This is a genomic window from Asanoa iriomotensis (genome assembly GCF_016862515.1).
Lineage (GTDB): Bacteria > Actinomycetota > Actinomycetes > Mycobacteriales > Micromonosporaceae > Asanoa > Asanoa iriomotensis.
Genome location: NZ_BONC01000044.1, coordinates 50,212 through 66,322, shown reverse-complemented (window position 1 = coordinate 66,322; position 16,111 = coordinate 50,212). Strand labels below are relative to the sequence as shown.

The following is a 16,111-nucleotide window of genomic DNA, read 5'->3' as shown; positions in this document are numbered from 1 at the left end:
GGCTGGCGAGGCGGACCCGTTCGCCGAGGTAGTTGAGGTCGACGGTCAGCACGCCGCCGCCGTCGACGCCGTCACCGTCGGCGGTGCGCCAGATCAGCACGTCCTGCACGTGCGGTGCCGGACGCCAGGCGTGCTGGGTGGCGTCGGTGTTCAGCAGTGACAGCAGCTCGTCGAGGCCGGCCGCAATGGTCAGGTCCTCGGTGCTGAAGCCATCGTCAATGCCGGCAGTGTCGGCGGCGCCGGCCAGCAGCCAGGCGCGGCAGGCGTCGGCGTCGAAGTGGATCAGCGGCTCGTCGCTGCGGTCGGTGGCGGGCAGCCGGGCGATGTCGGTGGCCAGGTTCCGCCAAGCGCGGATCTGCTGCAGGCGCGGCTGGTGCTGCGCGTCGGGGCAGACGCCGGCCGCACAGGGCGGGCAGGTGAGCGCTGCCAGGCTGGTGTCGGCGGCCGAGCGCAGCGCGGCCAGCAGATCCTCACGGGTCGGTCCGTCCAGCGGCAGCAGGTAGCGGCTGATGGTCGCTGTGTCCGGACCGGTCGTGGTGTCGCTTGGCGCGGTGGGGCGGTTCTGGTTCACGTGGAGGTCCCTTTCGGCTGGTTGGGCGGAAGGGACCGCGCCGGGTTGCGCCGGCGCGGTCACCCCCGTGGGTTGAGGTGCGCCGGCCCGGCGGTACGCGCGGACGCGCGAGGCCGGATCGAGCGGTGCTGCGGGCGGGTCAGCCGGTGAAGACGTCCTCGCCCTGGATCGAGATGCGCGTGGGCACGGTGCCGTCGCCGCGCAGCAGCCATGGCGTCGTCTCGTCGAGGTCGACGGAGACCTGCAGGTGCCCGTCGCGGTGGACGTAGGCGAACACGTATGCCCCGGCGACCTGCACGGCCGGGTACGGGGTGTCGAAGGTCGGCGGCAGGTACCTGGCGGCCAGGGTGGCCTCGTCCGCGGCCCCGAGCCGACGGTGGCTGTCGAGGTAGCCAGCGGCGCGGGCCAGCCAGCGATGGGGTTCACCGCCGGGCACGACGAACCCTTCGTGGACGTCGGCGTACCGCTGGTTGCGCTCGGCCAGCCGTTCGCACATACCGGCGGCGACGGTGAACAGGTTGGCCTGGGTGACGTGCCCGTGCAGCACCGGTGGCTGGCGCCGGGAGGTGACGGCCAGCCGCAGGGCGCGGTGGGTGTCGCTGAGTGTGAGCCGGTACGTGTGATCGGTCGCCGGGATGATGCTGTGCCCGTGCGGGACAGGCTGGAACGGCAGGCCGCCCCGCTGGCTGGCCGTGAAGGACAGGAAGCTGCCGGCGGTCAGGGGCTGGCGCTCGGCGTTGGCCCACAGGTAGAACTCGGCCAGGTGCGGGATCTGATAGTCGGGGCTGCCCCAATCGGTGAGCAGCCGGCTGATGGGTCCTCGGTGTCGTCCGTCGAGGTCGTGGACGCAGAACAGGGCGCTGGGCATGTGAGACTCCTTGCCGGGTCGTGCGGGGAAACGCTGTCCGGGACACCTGCCGGCCAGGCTGGTGACGCCTGGAGGGCAGGTTCAGGGACGGATAGCGCCGTGGACGGTGTGCACGTCGGCGATGTCGACGGCGTCCCAGCACCAGCCCCAGCCGATCGTGTAGAGGCCTTCCGCATCGGGTGTGGTGATCTCCGCCTGCGTGGGATCGTCGGTGTGAAGGCGGCTGTCGATGACGATCAGCGGCCCGAGCCACGTGATGAGCGCCGACTCGCTCAGGGTGGCCAGCCACGCATCGGTCGGGTGCTCGCCGCGGCCGGCGTGTTCGGCCATCAGCCCGATGAACGTGTTCTGGTGGTGAGCGACGATCACCTCGGCAACGGCCCGGCTGGTGCGGAACACACACCAGCCGTTCCAGTCGCGGACGAGTTCCCCGGCGTAACCGTCGGTGTAGGTGTGGCAGTCACAGCCGTCCATGAGCCATTCGCCGGTGAACACGCGTTTGCCGCTCGGCCGGCCCGAGTTCGTGGCGGCGTCGGTCGGGGGCAGGCCCGGCACGGCCAGCGGTGCGCCGGTGAGCACCTGCAGGACATCGGGAATAGCAATGAGGTCAAGCATCGATGCGCCTCCCCTGACTCGTGGTCAGCGGTCGGCCGTTGACGGTGACCTGCGGGGTGTCGTCGACCAGGCGCAGCACGGCGCCGGGGTGGACGAGGGCGGGCTGGCCGCCGTCGGTGAAATGCAGCACGAGCCAGCCGTCGCGGCCCTTCCACGGCGGAGCGGCGACGGTGCGCACGGTGCTGCCGAAGATGACCTGATCGCCGGTGGCGATGCGGCGGGCGGCGCGCAGCTGGGCGCCGTCGGCGGGGCGCACGGCCCAGGGCACGACGGTGTCGGTGAGCTGGGCCGGGACGCCGTTGTGGTAGGTGACGCCGACGTGGCGGGTGGCCACGAACGCGACGGTAGCTGGCAGCCAGCTGGCGTTGAGGTTGACGTGGACCGGCTGGCCGATGCGCAGCATCTGATGCGGTTGCAGTGTGCTGGTCATGACGGAACTCCCTGTGCAATAAGGGTTTCCGGGCACGGCGCAGCGGCCATGCCCGGAAAACTGGGTGCGTGGCCGGGCGACGGCCGGGAAAACGGGTCAGAACTCTTGGGGCGGCGGCGGCCGATCAGGTCGCGGCGCGCCGATGCGAGTCAGGAGTGAAAGGACCAGGACCCGGGTCGTGGTGCATCCAGCGGGAAGCTGGGCTCGTGGACGTGATCGGCGAGGACCGCCGTGGACCACAGGGCGTGGGCGGTGCCGTCATCGGCGATCGTGGCGGTGCAGTCGTCGCCGGCGGTGCAGCGGCGGGTGGCGCCGTGGAAGATCAGCCCGAAGGTGAAACCGCTGCCGGTGTTGACCAGGAGGCTGAGGTGCCCGTCGTGGTGCACGCGGGTGTCGGCGCCGAAGCCCAGGGACAGCAGCCGCGACAGGCCGCCCAGCCAGCTGCTGCTGGCCGTCAGGTGCTCCGGCGATGCCGGGCCGTAGTGGGTAGCGAGCGCCTGCACGTGTCGGGCAGCAGCGGCGATGACGTCGACCGCGTCCCGGCTGACATGCAGGTGCAGCAGGTCGGGGCGCCGGTCGGTGCGGGGCGTGTCCGGTACCGGGGCGGCCGGGTCGTCGTAGCTGCTTGGCAGGACGCTGATGAGTTCCATGGCCAGTTCGGGGCCGGTGCCCCAGGCGGCGGCCCGGTCGGTGACCGCGCCGGTGATGGCCTGCCACTGGCTGGTGGGGATCTGGAACTGGCGCGGGTCGAGCTGGTGGCCGTCGGGCAGGGTCTTGAGGGTCAGGCCGATGTCGGCCAGCAGCGTGTCGTACACGGAGCTGATGACGGCGGCGAGCAAATCACCGGTGGAGTCGGCGGCGTCGATGCGGCCGATGATGGCGGTCAGCTCGGCCTCGGTGAGCGCACGGCGGACTGGGTCCATGGTGGGCAGGTTCATCGGGTGGCCCCCTGGTCGTCGGCGAGGTAGAGCTGCATCGAGGTGGTGTCGAGGTCGATGATGAGCAGGTCCAAGCCGTCGGCGACGCCAGCGGTGAGCCGGGCGTGCAGGGTGTCACCGTTGGGCTGGGGGTCGAGCAGGGACAGCGGTTCGCAGAAGTCGTCGCCGCCGATCTCGTCGGCGATGGCGTGCTTGGACATCGCGGTGCGGTAGCCGTCGGCGTAGACCACGTGCAGCCGGTCGCCGCCGTCCGGGTGGGGCTGGCCCGGCAGGCCGTTGGACATCAGGTAGAGACCGTCGTCGCCGACGAACCACAGCGCCGGGGTCGGCGTCGTGCCGTCCAGCGTGTTGACGAACGACGGCTTGTGATCGGCCGCGGCGATGGCGTGTTCGGCCACGGCCAGGACGTCGCGCAGCGCGAATCGCAGCTGGATCATCAGCGCTCCTCGAAGAGAGGGACGTCGGGCAGGGTGACCTGGCAGCGTTCGCCGCAGGCCGGGCAGTAGACGGCGAAGCCCGGGCACGGACACATCTGGTCGGTGGTGCTTTCGTCGAATGCCTCGCAGTCGCGGCAGCGGCTGATCACGCTGGCGTCGCGGCCGAACAGGGTGCTGACGTGCGCTTCGGCGCCGTCGGCGGTGCGCAGGTAGTGGTCACCATCCCAGCTCCAGGCGTGCCCGCCGGAGCAGGACAGTGCGACGGAGGTGGCGTCCAGCCAGTAGCCGTCGTCGGTAGTGCGGTCGGCGTACACGTCGGGGCTGGCGCCGTCGATGCTGACCAGCGCCAGCGCTTCCCGGGGCATGCCGGTCGTGGCGGCCAGCACGATCGTGACCGGCTTGGTCAGGCAGGCGTCGTCGTGCTCGATCACGCCACCGTCGCCGACCGGGTAGCCGTGCGCGGCGCACCACAGCCGCATCCGGGCGTCCATGTCCAGGCCCGGGTGGTAGTCGTCGAACACGTCGCAGCGGACGAAGTCCTGCAGCTGTGAGCTGTGCTCGACCTGGTGTGCGCCGGTGCGCTGGTCGAGCCACGCGCTCGTGTCGATCAGGTAGTAGAGGTTGTGCAGGGTGACCGGTTCGGTCATGAGGGATGCGCCTCCTTGGCGGAAAAGGGGGCGTGGGCCGGTCGGCCGCAGCCGGTGCCTGCCCACGCCCGGATGGGGAAGGGTCAGGACTGCGGCTCGGATCGCTGTTCGAGCTGCGGCTGCGGGTCGGCCTGGGTGCCGATGAGCACGCTGACGCCGCGGACGGCGGGCCAGCCGTGGGAGCGGCCGGGCGCGGTCTCGGCGAAGCCGGCGAAGCGGCGGCCGTTCTCCATGCCGAACACGCTGGAGCGGGCCGCCTGCTCGTCGACGAACGCGTGCACGTCGATGCACAGGTGCTCGCCGTCGGCGTGCGCGGCCAGGCCGAAGAACTGCACGATCGCCTTCTTGGCGCCGCCGGCGAAGGTGACGACCACGGTGTGGCGCTGCATGTCTGCGGCGTCGAGGTCGATCACCGGGTAGTCGCCGTCGGCGCGGCCGTAGGCGGCCAGGTACTCATCGAACGTCTGGGGTGCCATGCGCTCTCCTCCAAAGGAATCGAGCGGGCACGGCGCATCGGCCGTGCCCGCGGTGGGTGGTGCTTGGCCGGGCATCGGCCGGAACTGGTGGAGCTGGTGGTGCAACCGGGCGCCGGCCCGGTGGTCCGATCAGGCCGCAGTGGCCTCGGTGTCCGCGGTGGCCGTGGCGATCACCTCGGCGAGCATCGCGGTGGCCTGGTCAAGGGCGTACTGCCGGCCGTAGAGGCCGAACAGCGCGTCCTCGCCGGTCCAGCAGTCGGTGGCCGTGTGTCGTTCGACGATGACGCCGTAGACGTCCCCGTCGAGCCAGGCCCGCCACTCGTCGTGCTCGCCGGTGAGGTCACATCGATCGGTGATCCCGGTGCATGCGCGGTAGTCGGCCGTGTCGAAGATGATCACGGTCAGGTCCTGGCCGGTGACGTGTTGGATGGCGGTGGTGCCGTGCGCCAGGCGCAGGAACCGCTCGAACGCGTCACCGTCGAGGTGGTGCCAGGCGGCCAGGATGCGCTCGGCGTGCTCGGGCTGGTAGACCTCGGTGGCCCAGCTGGCGCGGCGCCGTTCGACGAGCAGGGCGGGCGCGAGGGCGTCGCCCCAGGGCTGACCTGCCTCCTCGTCGAGGACGATCCGGGCTCGCCAGTTCGGATACCGCTCGTCGGTGACGGTTTGGTCATCGCACATCGATGTGGTCCTCCTCGTCGGCGTCCTGTTCCTCGATGTCGCTGGCCCACACCGACAGCCGCTCGGCCTGGTCGGCCAGGGCGGCCGGCGCGGCGTCGCCGTCGCCGAGGGCGGCGGTCAAAGCGGCGGCCATCTGCCGGTGGGTCTGCGCGACGCCACCGCTGTGCAGGTCGGTGCCGGACGTGACGAGCCTGCCGTCGAGGTGCACGGCGTAGATCCAGTCGTTGTCGGCGTAGGCTTGCCCGACGGTGCCGCCGCCGAGTGTGGCGATGCCGATCGTCAGCGGCGGCTGATCGGCGTCGAGCGGGTCGACCGTGAAGACAGCTTCGGGGTCGGTCCGGTACACACGGAAGTAGTCGACGATCTCGTCGGCTCGGCCGCCGGCTGTTGTGTCGTCTGCCAGTTGGTCGGCCATGGCCTGCAGTTCGGTGTCGTTCAGGTAGGCCCACTCGGCCACGGCCGCGGTGAACACCCAGCCGTCGCATGGCGTCCGGCGACCCATGGTGGCCCGGTACGCCTCGGCGTCGGCGAGCAGGAACGAGATGCTGCTCGACAGCACTTCGGCGGCCTGCCGGCCCCGGCCGTAGTCGCGGACCGGTTGGCGGACCGCCTCCCGCTCGTCGTAGACCGTCCGGCCGGGCACGGTGATCCGCAGCCGCCACAGCGTGTGGTCGCGGCCGGAGAAGGTCAGGTCGCAGGACACGATCCCGCCGGTGATGCCCGTGCCGATGCGCACCGATGGCAGCCGGTCATCGCCGAAGAACAGCGGTCGCGTGAGCCGGTATCCCATCACCGCTCCCCGTTCGGTCGCCCGGGCAGCGCGGTCAGCGGGCGTCCGGCCAGCGGGCGCCGGATCGGCGCAGCGGGTCCGGTCCGGCCGCCGGCGACGACGAACAGGTCCGGCCGGTCGCCGTCGCCGCGGGTCTGCCCGGTCGACCGTTGGCCGACAGTGCACAGCAGTACGTTGGCGGCAGTGAGGTGGCTGATCAGGTCGTGCAGTTCGTCGGTGCTACGGGTGAGCCGGTCCAGCGACCCGACGAGCAGCAGATCGAAGCCGCTGGCCGAGGCGGCGCTCAGCACGCCGGTGCGGCCGGGCCGGGCGGCGTCCGCGGTGATGTCGTAGAACGCGGCGACGACGCGCCAGTTGGGCGCGCTGTCGGCGATCTGCAGCAGCCGTTCGGCCTGCTCGGCGGCGAGGGCCATGGTGTCGGCCCGGGCGTACAGCGCGACGCGCAGGAGACGTTCGGGCAGCGTCATGCCAGGTCACCGTCCTTGTCCAGGGTTGATGTGGTCTGTGGGGGCAGATCGTCGGCCGTGTACGGGAAGCGGGGATCGCCGTCGCGGCCGGTGCCGTCGAACCCGGCCGCCTCGGCTTCGTCGAACGACAGAAGCCGCCCGGAGCTCGGGTGGCTTCCGGAGCGGCGCGTGGCCGGGCGCCGATCACGGCGCCGGACGGTTGGGCGGACGCCGTGCGGGAGCGGCAGGCCGTCGCGGTCGGGGTCGTAGACCTCGATGCGCGTGCCTCGGTCCTTAGCGGTGAACATGGCCAGGCTCGCGCAGCCCAGCAGCTGGTGCGGGTCGCTGCCAGGCAGTTGGCTGATGCCGACGCTGACCTCGATCGGCCGGACGAATCCGGCCACGGCGGTCGGTGCGGCGAGCGCTGCTACGAGGCTGCCGGTGACCTGCTGCGGGGTACGGCGCGTGATGAGGACGAACTCGTCTCCGCCGAGGCGTGCGACGATGTCACCGTCGATGGCGGCTTGTTGCAGCCGTCGGCCGGTCTCGGCGAGGTAGCGGTCGCCGGCGGCGTGGCCGCCCGGGCCGTGGTTGATGTCATGGAGCAGGTCGACATCGGCGAGGGCGACGGTGAGGATGATATCTGGGTCGGTGTCGGCGATGGCCTCTTCGGCGATGCGGCGCACCGGTAGACCGGTGACGGGGTCAGTGAGGGCGCACACCAGGCGTTGCTGCTCTTGGTCGAGGTGCCGGCTGATGCGAGCCAAGCCGAGCGCGGAGGTCCCGACGGCGGCACCGATGACGACGGCGGCGAGCGCGATGGCGGCGATTGCCGTGGTGAAGTGTCGCGAGATCACGACCACGGCGATGAGCAGCAGCAGCTGGGCGGTGACGGCCAGCAGCATGCTGGCGACGATGGTCCGTCGGCCCGGGTGAGGGTGCCGTTGGTCGGGCATGGCGGTTCCCCTTTCGTGGGAGTGGTATGCAGGGCACGACCGATAGCCGGTCATCCGTGGGATGACCGGCTGCTGCTTCGGTGCGGTGGCTTACTTGGTGGCGATGGCGGCCAGCAGGTCTGTGGTGGCGAGGCGGGCGATGTGCTCGTTGGCCTGGCGCAGGTAGTCCAGCTGGTCGCTGTAGCGAGCGCTGGTGGGACGCAGGAGCTGCCCGTCGAGGGTCAGCATGCTGTGGCACGGGACGGCCTGGAGCCAGCCGTAGGTGGCGTAGGCCTGTGGGCCGGCTTCGAAGGCGTCGAGGTGTTCCAGGGGAAGGTCGGTGACCCGACCAGGGTGGCTGTTGTAGGTGAGCATCCGTGCGATTCGGGGCTGGCTGGCGAAGCCGTGCCTGGCGTGGTTCCAGGTGTAGGCCTTGGGGTCGGCCGTGTGACGGTCGTAGAAGTGCCACCAGGGGCGAGCGACCGGAGATCCGGCGACGATCTGGTGCCACAGCTGCCAGCGGCGCCCGTACGACTGGGACAGGTCGTTGCGCATCCGCGCGAGGTTCAGCAGTCGGATCGGGCCGCCGGCGGCGGTGCCTTTCCAGGGCTGCAGAAGCTGGGCGGTACGCAGTCGGGTTGCGGTGAGGAAGTGGCCGGCGGGGCCGGCGTCGGTGATGTCATGAGCGGCGAGCAGCGCCGAGGCTGCGGTGGCGATCTGGTCGCTGGGCGTTGCCTTGGGCAGGCAGACGGTCATGACCGTGAAGTCGGGCACGGTAAAGCCTCCATTGTGGATAGAGAACGGGTGTGGATGCGCGGCATCGCCGGCTGCGGAAGCCGGTGTTGGGTGAGGCGCGCGGAGGAAGCACAGCCGCGATGAATGGCGGTGCAGGAACGCCGGAGCGCGAGAGGCGCCGGGCGTAGGTGCGCCATGAGGGCGCGGAGGTGGTGCGTGGTGGTGCGCGGTGCGGTGGGGTTTGGCGGGTCACGGGCGGTGCAGGCCGACCGGCCGGAAGGCGGGTGGGCGGTTGCTACCGCGGTCGTGGGCGCCGGGCCCGAGGGGTGGTGCTTGGTGGGGGTTCTCTATGAGAAGACTTCACCGTACCGGCTGCACCCAACAGCCGGTCCAGCCGATGATCACGGCCGGAAGGGGGTTGAGCTGCACTGTTGGGCTGACCGCTCGATGACTGGCGAACCGTGTTGGGTCGAGCGGGGCCGTGTTGGGTGCCCGTGGCAGGCGCCGGGTGACCGCATGGCGGTCGAGGCTGCGGCGTGAGACGCCGACGGGACCGGGTGACCGGTCCCGTCGGAGGCGGGGCGGGCTCAGTGCATGTGGTGCAGGGGATGCTGATCGGCTGCCGGCGGTCCGGGGTTGAGAGGGCCGGGCTGGCCGTGGCTGGCCGGCAGGTCGGCCAGGGCAAGGCGGTGCCGCCCGTTGCCGACCAGTCGCCAGACCGCGTCGGCAGGGTCGGTGCCGGACTCGGGTGAGGTGGTGGCGACGACGAGGCTCGGTTCGGGGCGCTCGGCCAGCCGCCGGTGCAGGTTCTGCTCGCGGGTGCGGTTGGGCAGGGCGAACAGGATCGGGTAGCTCGGGCCGCCTTCGGCGCGCAGCCGCCGGTGGGAGTTGAGCTTATCGGCGAGTTTGCCGATGGGTTCGGTGCCCCGATCTAGTTCGAGGAAGTAGCCCACCTGGCGGGTGCCGTCGGTCCAGACGCCGTGCCCGTCGGGGTGGATGCGCTGGCCGAACATGTTGGCGGTGGTGCGTTCGGACCACCAGCGCAGCAGTGCGGTGTTGGTGTCGGCGCGGCTGTGGGCCAACAGGCGGGTGCCGAACCAGTTGGTGTCGATGAGGTGGTCGAGGGCGGGGTTGGCGTAGATGCGGTCTTGCCGTTCGCGGAGTGCTTTCGGGGTAGGTGGTGTGTCCCCGGTCGACAGGGCGGTCAGGCGCGCCGAGAGGGGACCGGGAATCCAGCAGACGACGTTGGGTGTGCCGGGCTGGTTGCGGCGGATGAACCGGTCGAGGTAGCCGATCGAGCGAAGAACACCGAGGCGGTGTCGGCAGGTGATGGAGTTGGTGAACAGGATGATGGCGAGTTGGTCGGTGGTGAGCATGGTGTGTTCATGGAGAAGGGAGGCGATGGTGTAGTCGCGGGGGCGAAGGCGGTGGGAGATGTCGATGAGCGTGGAGACGGGTGAGGTGGTGACGGAGTCGGAGGTGGGTAGCAGCAGGAAGGGCTGCGTCCCCGGTCGGGAGACTTCCCCTGTAGGGAAGTGTCGGGTTGGTCCGGTGCCGGGCATGTGGGCTCCTAGCTGCGGTGTTGGGTGGCGTGGGTCGACCTGGGGTCGGCCTGATGACGTGGGGTCCCGGCCGGGTCGTGGGCCGACCCGGTGACCGGGTCCGGGCCGGGCAGGACAAGATCGATCGGCCCGGCCTTGAGCCGGGCAGCGTGTCGGCGTACGTTGAGGTTCAGCGCTCTCGAACCGCTTCCCCCGTGGCGATTCGAGAGCGCCTTGCTGTGCCTGCGGCCCGCCGTCGCCGGACGACGTCCTCGTCGGCCTGCCATTGGCTGAAGCGGCGCCCGTTGAGGATGCGGACGAATCGTGGGATGCGGTTGGCGGGTATGCCGACCAGCCGCGGGCCGATCACCGCCAGAAGGTCGGAGGCATCCTGGGAGGAGAAGCCGGCCGCGGTGATCGCCTCCTCGGTGGGGAACACGTCGGCCACCCGGTCGACCGCGGGGTCGAGTAGGCGGTCCTCGGTGCCGCCGTAGGAGTAGACCCAGAGGAAGTTGGCCGGCGGCTCGGGTTCGACCAGCCGCCGGAAGCGCGAGACTTCCTTGGTGTAGGCGTAGAAGGTCTGGCCGGGCCGGGTGCGGCAGATGCGCAGCCACGCCAGCAGGTAGTCGTCGCTGAAGAAGTCCCCGGAGTCGTGGATGCGGATCCACGCGCCGCGGTGGCGGCGGGCGCCGAGCTCGGCGGTCATGGCGACCTCCCAGCCGGCCAGGTCGTCGAGCACGAAGGCGAGGTTGGCGTGGTGTCGACGGCGCACGGCGGGCCACAGGTAGGTGCCGTTGCGCGCGTAGCAGACCTGCCGGCAGATCCCGGCGGCGGGGCAGGTGTTGTAGGTGCGGCCGTCGGGCAACCGGCCGGCCCAGGCGGGCAACGTCCAGTTCCACACCCCGATGGCTTTGAGTTCGCGGTTCTGGGTGAGCAGCCGTTTCGGCCGCGAGAAGGGTTGGGTGTCAACGGTTGCAGGCATGGGTGTCCCCTGGGTGAGAAGGGGCAAGGAGGCGACGCGGTCGGAGCATCAGTTCGAGCGGCGCTGCCGCGCCGGGCGGTGTCAGCCCGGGCCGGGCGGCAGAGCGGCGTGGATGCGCTGGCACATGCGGGTCAGCTCGGCCTCGGCGAAGACGTCGGCGCGAAGGTCGAGGGCCTGCAGATGGCCTGGCCGGGCTCGTCGCGGTGGTAGCAGGTGCAGCGGGTACGCGTCGTGGACGGCCAGCAGCCAGTTGGGCATCGGATGGCCGGACGACAGGATCAGGCTCCACGCCGGCCCATGCAGTCGGATGACCGCGAGGGCGCCGCTGGGGGTCCGGGCGACCCGCACGAGCTCGGGATCGCCGCCGGCGGCGATCTGCGGTGCGGCGGTGAGGATGTCGTGCAGCTGTGGACGCAGGTTGAGGTAGGCGGGATGGCGTTGGACGATGCGGACCGCTCCGCCGAGCAGCCTCGCGGTGTAGAGCTGGTTGGCGATCTGGTCGGCGAGTCGCCGGCGGTGCTGCGGGTCGGGTTGATCGGTGGTGTTGGGTGTGGTCACAGAGTTCTCCGTAGGGTGTTGGGCAGCACGGGACAGCGCCGCGTGGCTGTTGGGTTACGCGGCGCTGTCGTCTGCTGGTGTTGGGTCCGGTTGGGTGGCGGTGTCGTCCGGTGTCTTGACACCGGCGAGGCGGGCGATTGCGGCGGGACCGTTGGCCGGGTCGGCGACGTTGGCCAGGGCGGCCTGCCGGACCGCAGTCGTCTCGTCGACGAGGGGCTTGGCCGGCTGGGTCAGCAGGGTGAACGCGGGTGTCTCGCGGCCGTCGACGACGAGCCGGCAGGCGGCCTGGAACGCGTCCAGATGGCTGAGGTCGTGCTCGGACAGCTCGGGCATGGTGTGCCGGGCGAGCTGGTGCGCGTCCTCCGGTGCGCAGCTGAAATAGACCTTGTTGCGGGCGTTGGCGCTCAGGGCGAGCTGCGTGTCCCGCGGCATCTGGGTGAGGTTCTGGTGCGCCAGGACGAGCCCGAAGCGGTAGCCGCGGGCTTCGGCGAGCATGTCGCCGACGCTGCCGGGCAGGTTCAGGAAGTTGTGCGACTCGTCGATGTAGGCCACCGCGTCGCGGCGGTCCTGCTCGGCGATGCGGGTACGAGCGGTGGCCGCCTGCCATGCCGAGGCCAGGATGAACGACCCCATCAGCCGGGAGGTCTCTTCGCCGATCTGCCCCTTGGGCAGCCGGGCCAGCAGGATGCCGCCGTCGAGCACGCGGCGCATGTCGACGGTGGAACGGGGGGCGCCGATGGTCTGTCCCACGAACGGACGAGTGAGGAAGCTGCGCAGCCTGGCCAGGACCGGGCCGATGACCTGTGAACGCACCGGCGGTGGGGTGCTCTCGAACCACTGCCAGAACCCGAGCAGGCCTTCGGGGTCGTCCAGGTCGGCGGTGAACGCCGCGCGGAACTGCTTGTCCTGCAACAGAGACGGAACCAGCGTGAGCGTGGCGTTGGCCTTACGCAGCAGGGTCAGGCACGCCATGCGCAGCGTGTCGTCGATACGCGGTCCCCAGTGCTTCGCGAAGATCTTCCCGAAAATCGACACAATGTGGTCGACGACGAGGTCGTGGTCGGTGCCGGCGAGGGGGTTGAGCGTCGCGCCGGCCGGCTGGTCCGGATCGAGGAGGAACAGCCGCTTGTCGGCGAGCTTCGCCGGGAGCCGATCCAGCACATCGGTGACGAGGTCGCCTTTGGGGTCGATGACGATGACCCCGCGTCGGGCGTGCACATCCTCCAAGATCATGTTGAGGAGGAGGGTGGACTTGCCGGAGCCGGTGGATCCGAGCACGTGGACGTGCTGACGGGCGTCGGCGGCCTTGAGAGCGACCTTGTGGCCGCCGACTTGGGAGACGCCGAGGACCTTGGTGGCGCGTCCGCCGGTGGCCACGGTGATGGGTGCTGGCATGGGCTTGGCCCTTGCGCGATCCAGGCCGGGGACGGCGACATCGGTGGGCAGGGCGGCGAGGCAGGACAGTTCGCTGCTGTTGAGCAGGAATCCGCGGCGCAGGACCCGTGACGCCAGCACCGGGTTGGGGTGTTTGAGCCGCAGGCGGCGCAGCCGGTTACGGCCGGCGTAGACGCCGTATGCCGAGGCGAGGCCGTGCGCGAGGCTGGACAGGCGCGGCGCGAGGGTTTGCGGGGTGCCGCCACGGCCGGTGTGTGCGACGGCATAGCGCACGGCGATTTCCCACAGTGGTGCTCCGGCGAGTTTGTCGACGGCCGCGCGGGCATCGCGTTCACGTTGGGGGTCGGCGCCGGGCAGGTTCGCCTGGTAGCGGTTCGTGGTGGTGCGGGAGGGGTGGCGGGCCGGCCCGAGCAGTTCCAGTACGAGATCGAGCACGCCGCTGACCCAGGCGGCCGGGTCGAGCAGGGTGCGGGGCGGTTTGCCGGTGCGCAGCGCCTGCACGCCGCGGCGAAGCCGGCCGATCTGGCGGTTGGTGGCGGGCCGGGCCAGGACTTGTACGCAGGCGGTCTCGTGGTTGCTCAGTCCGGCGGCGGCCTGGATTAGCGTGCGCAACGGGTCGGCGTCGTGGTCGGTTTCCAGCGGGAACCACGCCGGCAGGACGGGGGCCAGGGCGCCGCCGACGCTGATCGCGTCGCTCGGCAGCGGGGCGGTGGGTTCGGTGATCTCGACCGCGACGCCGGGCCAGGCACCGCGAATTGCCGCGAGGATCGGTCCGTAGGCGACGGTGCCGGGCAGCCAGACGCCGATCTGCAGCTGCCGCCCCGACCACCGGTATTCCACGGCCACATGCGGGCGGCCGTCGCGCAGCCGGCGCCGCCAGCTGGGCCGCAGAATCTCTGCGAGCGTGGCCCACAGAACGGCAGTGCCGGAGGGTTCGACCTCCGGCGGTGGGCTGATCAGGACTAGCCGCGCGTGCTGGCGCATGCGGTTCTGCTGTCGGGCGATGAGGAACAGCCGGGCGGCGTACCCGGTCGCGAGCAGCAACGCGACGACGGCGAGCAGCCAGGGCCGGTCGGTGCACCAGTCGACGACGCTCGTCGCGGTGTGCATGATCCATCGCGATGGGCCGGGCGTCGCGAATTCCGGTGTCGGCGCCGGGTCGGGGGTGGCGGGTGTGGATGGTGACGGGACGAGGAGTGCAGCAGGCCAGGTCATGGGGTGGGCACCTTCTCGGAAACGCGAAAAGGGCTGGCCCCGGGCACCTCGCGTGGAGGTGCCGGGACCAGCCCTGGGGTGGTGAGATCAGGTGGGTGGCTCTACTCGTCGTCGACTTCGAGGTCTCCGATGCACAGCCTGTGTTCTTTCTTGGAGGCGACCGCTTGGAAGCTGACCCGGTGGGTGCCTGAGATCAGCAGGCCTTCGCCGCGTCGGGCTGCCAGCAGCAGCCGGGCCTCGCCGGCGGTCAGGCCGAAGCTGTCGGCGACGGCGTCGACCGACTGGGCCGCCTGGCGCAGCAGGATCTGGGTGGCGGCGTTGGCGATGACCGCCTGCCCGAGGTCAGAGCCGAGCAGGTCGCCGACGTCCTGGGTGATGACGGCGACGCCGGCCCGGCGTTTGCGGGCGCTCTTGCTCAGTCGGTAGAGGAACTTGGCGCCCTCGCCGTCTTTGAGCAGCACCCATGCCTCGTCGACGATGACCAGTCGGCGGGGCGGTTGCCCGGTGGTGGCCAGCGGCACGTCGACCACGCGCCAGATCGCGTCGAGAGCCAGTAGCATCCCGGGTGCCCGCAGCTCGTCAGCGAGCTGCCGGGTCGACCACACGACGAGCTGCCCGTGGGGGACGGTCGTGGTTGGACCGTCGAAGAGCTCCTTGAAGCTGCCCGAGACCCAGGGCGTCAGCCGGGCGGCGAGGTTGAGGGCGGCGTCGCTGCCGTCGGCCGCGAGCGCCGTTGATACGTCGCGCAGCAGCGGTGCCTGCCGTTGCCAGGTGTCGGGATCGTTGGAGATCCCGGCGGTGGCGTACGCGGCGATGATCGCCTTGTCGAGCGCGGCGCGTTCGGCCGGTGGGGGTTGCTCGCCCAGGAGCACGGCGATGAGGGTGTGCAGGAAAAGCGCCCGGCGGGTCAGCGCGTCGTCGCGGCGGTCGCCGGGCGGGATGTCGAGCGGGTTGAGGCGGACGCCGCCGGCGCCGAGGTGGATTGTCGTGCCGCCGACGGCACCGGCCAGCCGGTGGTACTCGTTGTCCGGGTCGATGACCGAGACGTGCACGCCGTCAGCCAGCGACCTGAGCACCTCCAGTTTGACGAAGTACGACTTGCCGGCCCCGCTGCGGGCCAGCACGATGCTGTTGGCGTTGTGCTGGTTCCACCGGTCCCACCAAACGATTCCGGCCGAATCGGGGTTGAGGCCGTAGAGCATGCCGCCGGCCGGGGCCGGCTCGCCGGGCAGCGGGGCGGGCAGGTCAGGCGACGCGAGCGGGAACATGGTGGCGATGGCTTCGGTGTCCATGACCCGCCGCATGCCGAGGTTGTCGGTGGCCAGCGGGAGAGTGGAGATCCATCCCTGCAGCTGCCGCCAGGTTGCCGGTTGGGTGTCCAGGAGCACCGAGGCGGCAACGGCCCGCACGTGGGCGATGGACTCCTGCAGCTCCTCGACCGTCGTGGCGTGCACGCACAGGTAGAGCCCGCAGCGGAACAGCTTGGAGTGCCCGCGGGCGATCCGGTCGGCCAGTTCGGCGGCGTCATCGGCGGCGGCTTCGGCCGCGGGATCGAGCAGCCGCCCTTTCTCGGTGTCGCTGCGCCGGTTGGACTCCAGCCGGGCGCGCTGCTTGCGCAGCCGGGCTGCGGCCACCTGCGGGGTGAGCGGGTCGACATAGACCACGACGTCGAGGCGGCCGGGCCAGCCCAGCAGCGGGTCGAGCCAGGCCGCCCCGACTTCGGCGGGGTAGCCGGTCACGATCAACACGGCGGCGTAGCCGTCGCCGACCTGTAGGTAGCGCGGCATGTTCAGCACGCCGGCCGGGCCCAGAACGGACGAGAGCCCGGCCTGTTCGGCCGGGCTCTCAGTGTTC

At 71.0% G+C, this 16,111-nt stretch carries 18 protein-coding genes; all 18 read right to left on the bottom strand.

All coding sequences use genetic code 11. The features are described 5' to 3' along the window. Positions 1 to 571, bottom strand: a 571-nt coding sequence (locus tag Air01nite_RS27000) for a hypothetical protein (RefSeq protein ID WP_203706121.1), incomplete at its 3' end; no start/stop codon positions are given. A gap of 139 nt (positions 572 to 710) precedes the next feature. Beyond that, positions 711 to 1,439 carry a hypothetical protein gene (locus Air01nite_RS26995; protein WP_203706120.1) on the bottom strand — a complete coding sequence of 243 codons (729 nt, stop codon included), beginning with the start codon at positions 1,437 to 1,439 and terminating at the stop codon, positions 711 to 713. A gap of 81 nt (positions 1,440 to 1,520) precedes the next feature. Then, a complete protein-coding gene (locus tag Air01nite_RS26990; protein ID WP_203706119.1) occupies positions 1,521 to 2,054 on the bottom strand; it encodes a hypothetical protein in 534 nt (177 codons plus the stop codon). Further along, complete coding sequence (locus tag Air01nite_RS26985) at positions 2,047 to 2,484, bottom strand: hypothetical protein (protein ID WP_203706118.1); 438 nt, start codon at positions 2,482 to 2,484, stop codon at positions 2,047 to 2,049. Before Air01nite_RS26985 ends, Air01nite_RS26990 begins: the two co-directional genes overlap by 8 nt. A gap of 149 nt (positions 2,485 to 2,633) precedes the next feature. Then, on the bottom strand, positions 2,634 to 3,407 hold the full coding sequence (locus Air01nite_RS26980; protein WP_203706117.1) for a hypothetical protein: 774 nt from the start codon (positions 3,405 to 3,407) through the stop codon (positions 2,634 to 2,636). Between the two features lie 11 nt (positions 3,408 to 3,418). Then, entirely contained in the window at positions 3,419 to 3,859 is a 441-nt protein-coding gene (locus Air01nite_RS26975) for a DUF3085 domain-containing protein (protein WP_203706116.1), read from the bottom strand. Then, positions 3,859 to 4,506: a hypothetical protein gene (locus Air01nite_RS26970; RefSeq protein WP_203706115.1), complete on the bottom strand. Its 648-nt coding sequence runs from the start codon at positions 4,504 to 4,506 to the stop codon at positions 3,859 to 3,861. Before Air01nite_RS26970 ends, Air01nite_RS26975 begins: the two co-directional genes overlap by 1 nt. An 83-nt stretch (positions 4,507 to 4,589) precedes the next feature. Further along, entirely contained in the window at positions 4,590 to 4,982 is a 393-nt protein-coding gene (locus tag Air01nite_RS26965; protein WP_203706114.1) for a hypothetical protein, read from the bottom strand. A gap of 129 nt (positions 4,983 to 5,111) precedes the next feature. After that, on the bottom strand, positions 5,112 to 5,660 hold the full coding sequence (locus tag Air01nite_RS26960; RefSeq protein ID WP_203706113.1) for a hypothetical protein: 549 nt from the start codon (positions 5,658 to 5,660) through the stop codon (positions 5,112 to 5,114). Then, positions 5,650 to 6,450 (bottom strand): hypothetical protein, encoded by an 801-nt coding sequence (locus Air01nite_RS26955; RefSeq protein WP_203706112.1) that lies wholly within the window; start codon positions 6,448 to 6,450, stop codon positions 5,650 to 5,652. Before Air01nite_RS26955 ends, Air01nite_RS26960 begins: the two co-directional genes overlap by 11 nt. Next, positions 6,450 to 6,917 (bottom strand): recombinase family protein, encoded by a 468-nt coding sequence (locus Air01nite_RS26950; protein WP_203706111.1) that lies wholly within the window; start codon positions 6,915 to 6,917, stop codon positions 6,450 to 6,452. The genes Air01nite_RS26955 and Air01nite_RS26950 overlap by 1 nt, the downstream gene beginning before the upstream one ends. Beyond that, positions 6,914 to 7,801: a GGDEF domain-containing protein gene (locus Air01nite_RS26945; protein WP_203706110.1), complete on the bottom strand. Its 888-nt coding sequence runs from the start codon at positions 7,799 to 7,801 to the stop codon at positions 6,914 to 6,916. The genes Air01nite_RS26950 and Air01nite_RS26945 overlap by 4 nt, the downstream gene beginning before the upstream one ends. 141 nt (positions 7,802 to 7,942) lie before the next feature. Continuing rightward, positions 7,943 to 8,605 carry a hypothetical protein gene (locus Air01nite_RS26940; protein ID WP_203706109.1) on the bottom strand — a complete coding sequence of 221 codons (663 nt, stop codon included), beginning with the start codon at positions 8,603 to 8,605 and terminating at the stop codon, positions 7,943 to 7,945. Positions 8,606 to 9,153: 548 nt separating this feature from the next. Next, positions 9,154 to 10,128 (bottom strand): replication-relaxation family protein, encoded by a 975-nt coding sequence (locus Air01nite_RS26935; RefSeq protein WP_275408312.1) that lies wholly within the window; start codon positions 10,126 to 10,128, stop codon positions 9,154 to 9,156. A 169-nt stretch (positions 10,129 to 10,297) separates the two neighbouring features. Next, positions 10,298 to 11,089, bottom strand: a complete 792-nt coding sequence (locus Air01nite_RS26930; protein ID WP_203706107.1) for a GP88 family protein — start codon at positions 11,087 to 11,089, stop codon at positions 10,298 to 10,300. An 81-nt stretch (positions 11,090 to 11,170) separates the two neighbouring features. Continuing rightward, positions 11,171 to 11,647 carry a hypothetical protein gene (locus Air01nite_RS26925; RefSeq protein ID WP_203706106.1) on the bottom strand — a complete coding sequence of 159 codons (477 nt, stop codon included), beginning with the start codon at positions 11,645 to 11,647 and terminating at the stop codon, positions 11,171 to 11,173. Positions 11,648 to 11,701: 54 nt separating this feature from the next. After that, a complete protein-coding gene (locus Air01nite_RS26920) occupies positions 11,702 to 14,257 on the bottom strand; it encodes a type IV secretory system conjugative DNA transfer family protein (RefSeq protein ID WP_239090994.1) in 2,556 nt (851 codons plus the stop codon). 101 nt (positions 14,258 to 14,358) lie between these two features. Next, positions 14,359 to 16,044 carry a VirB4 family type IV secretion system protein gene (locus Air01nite_RS26915; protein ID WP_203706123.1) on the bottom strand — a complete coding sequence of 562 codons (1,686 nt, stop codon included), beginning with the start codon at positions 16,042 to 16,044 and terminating at the stop codon, positions 14,359 to 14,361. Positions 16,045 to 16,111 lie beyond the last annotated feature (67 nt).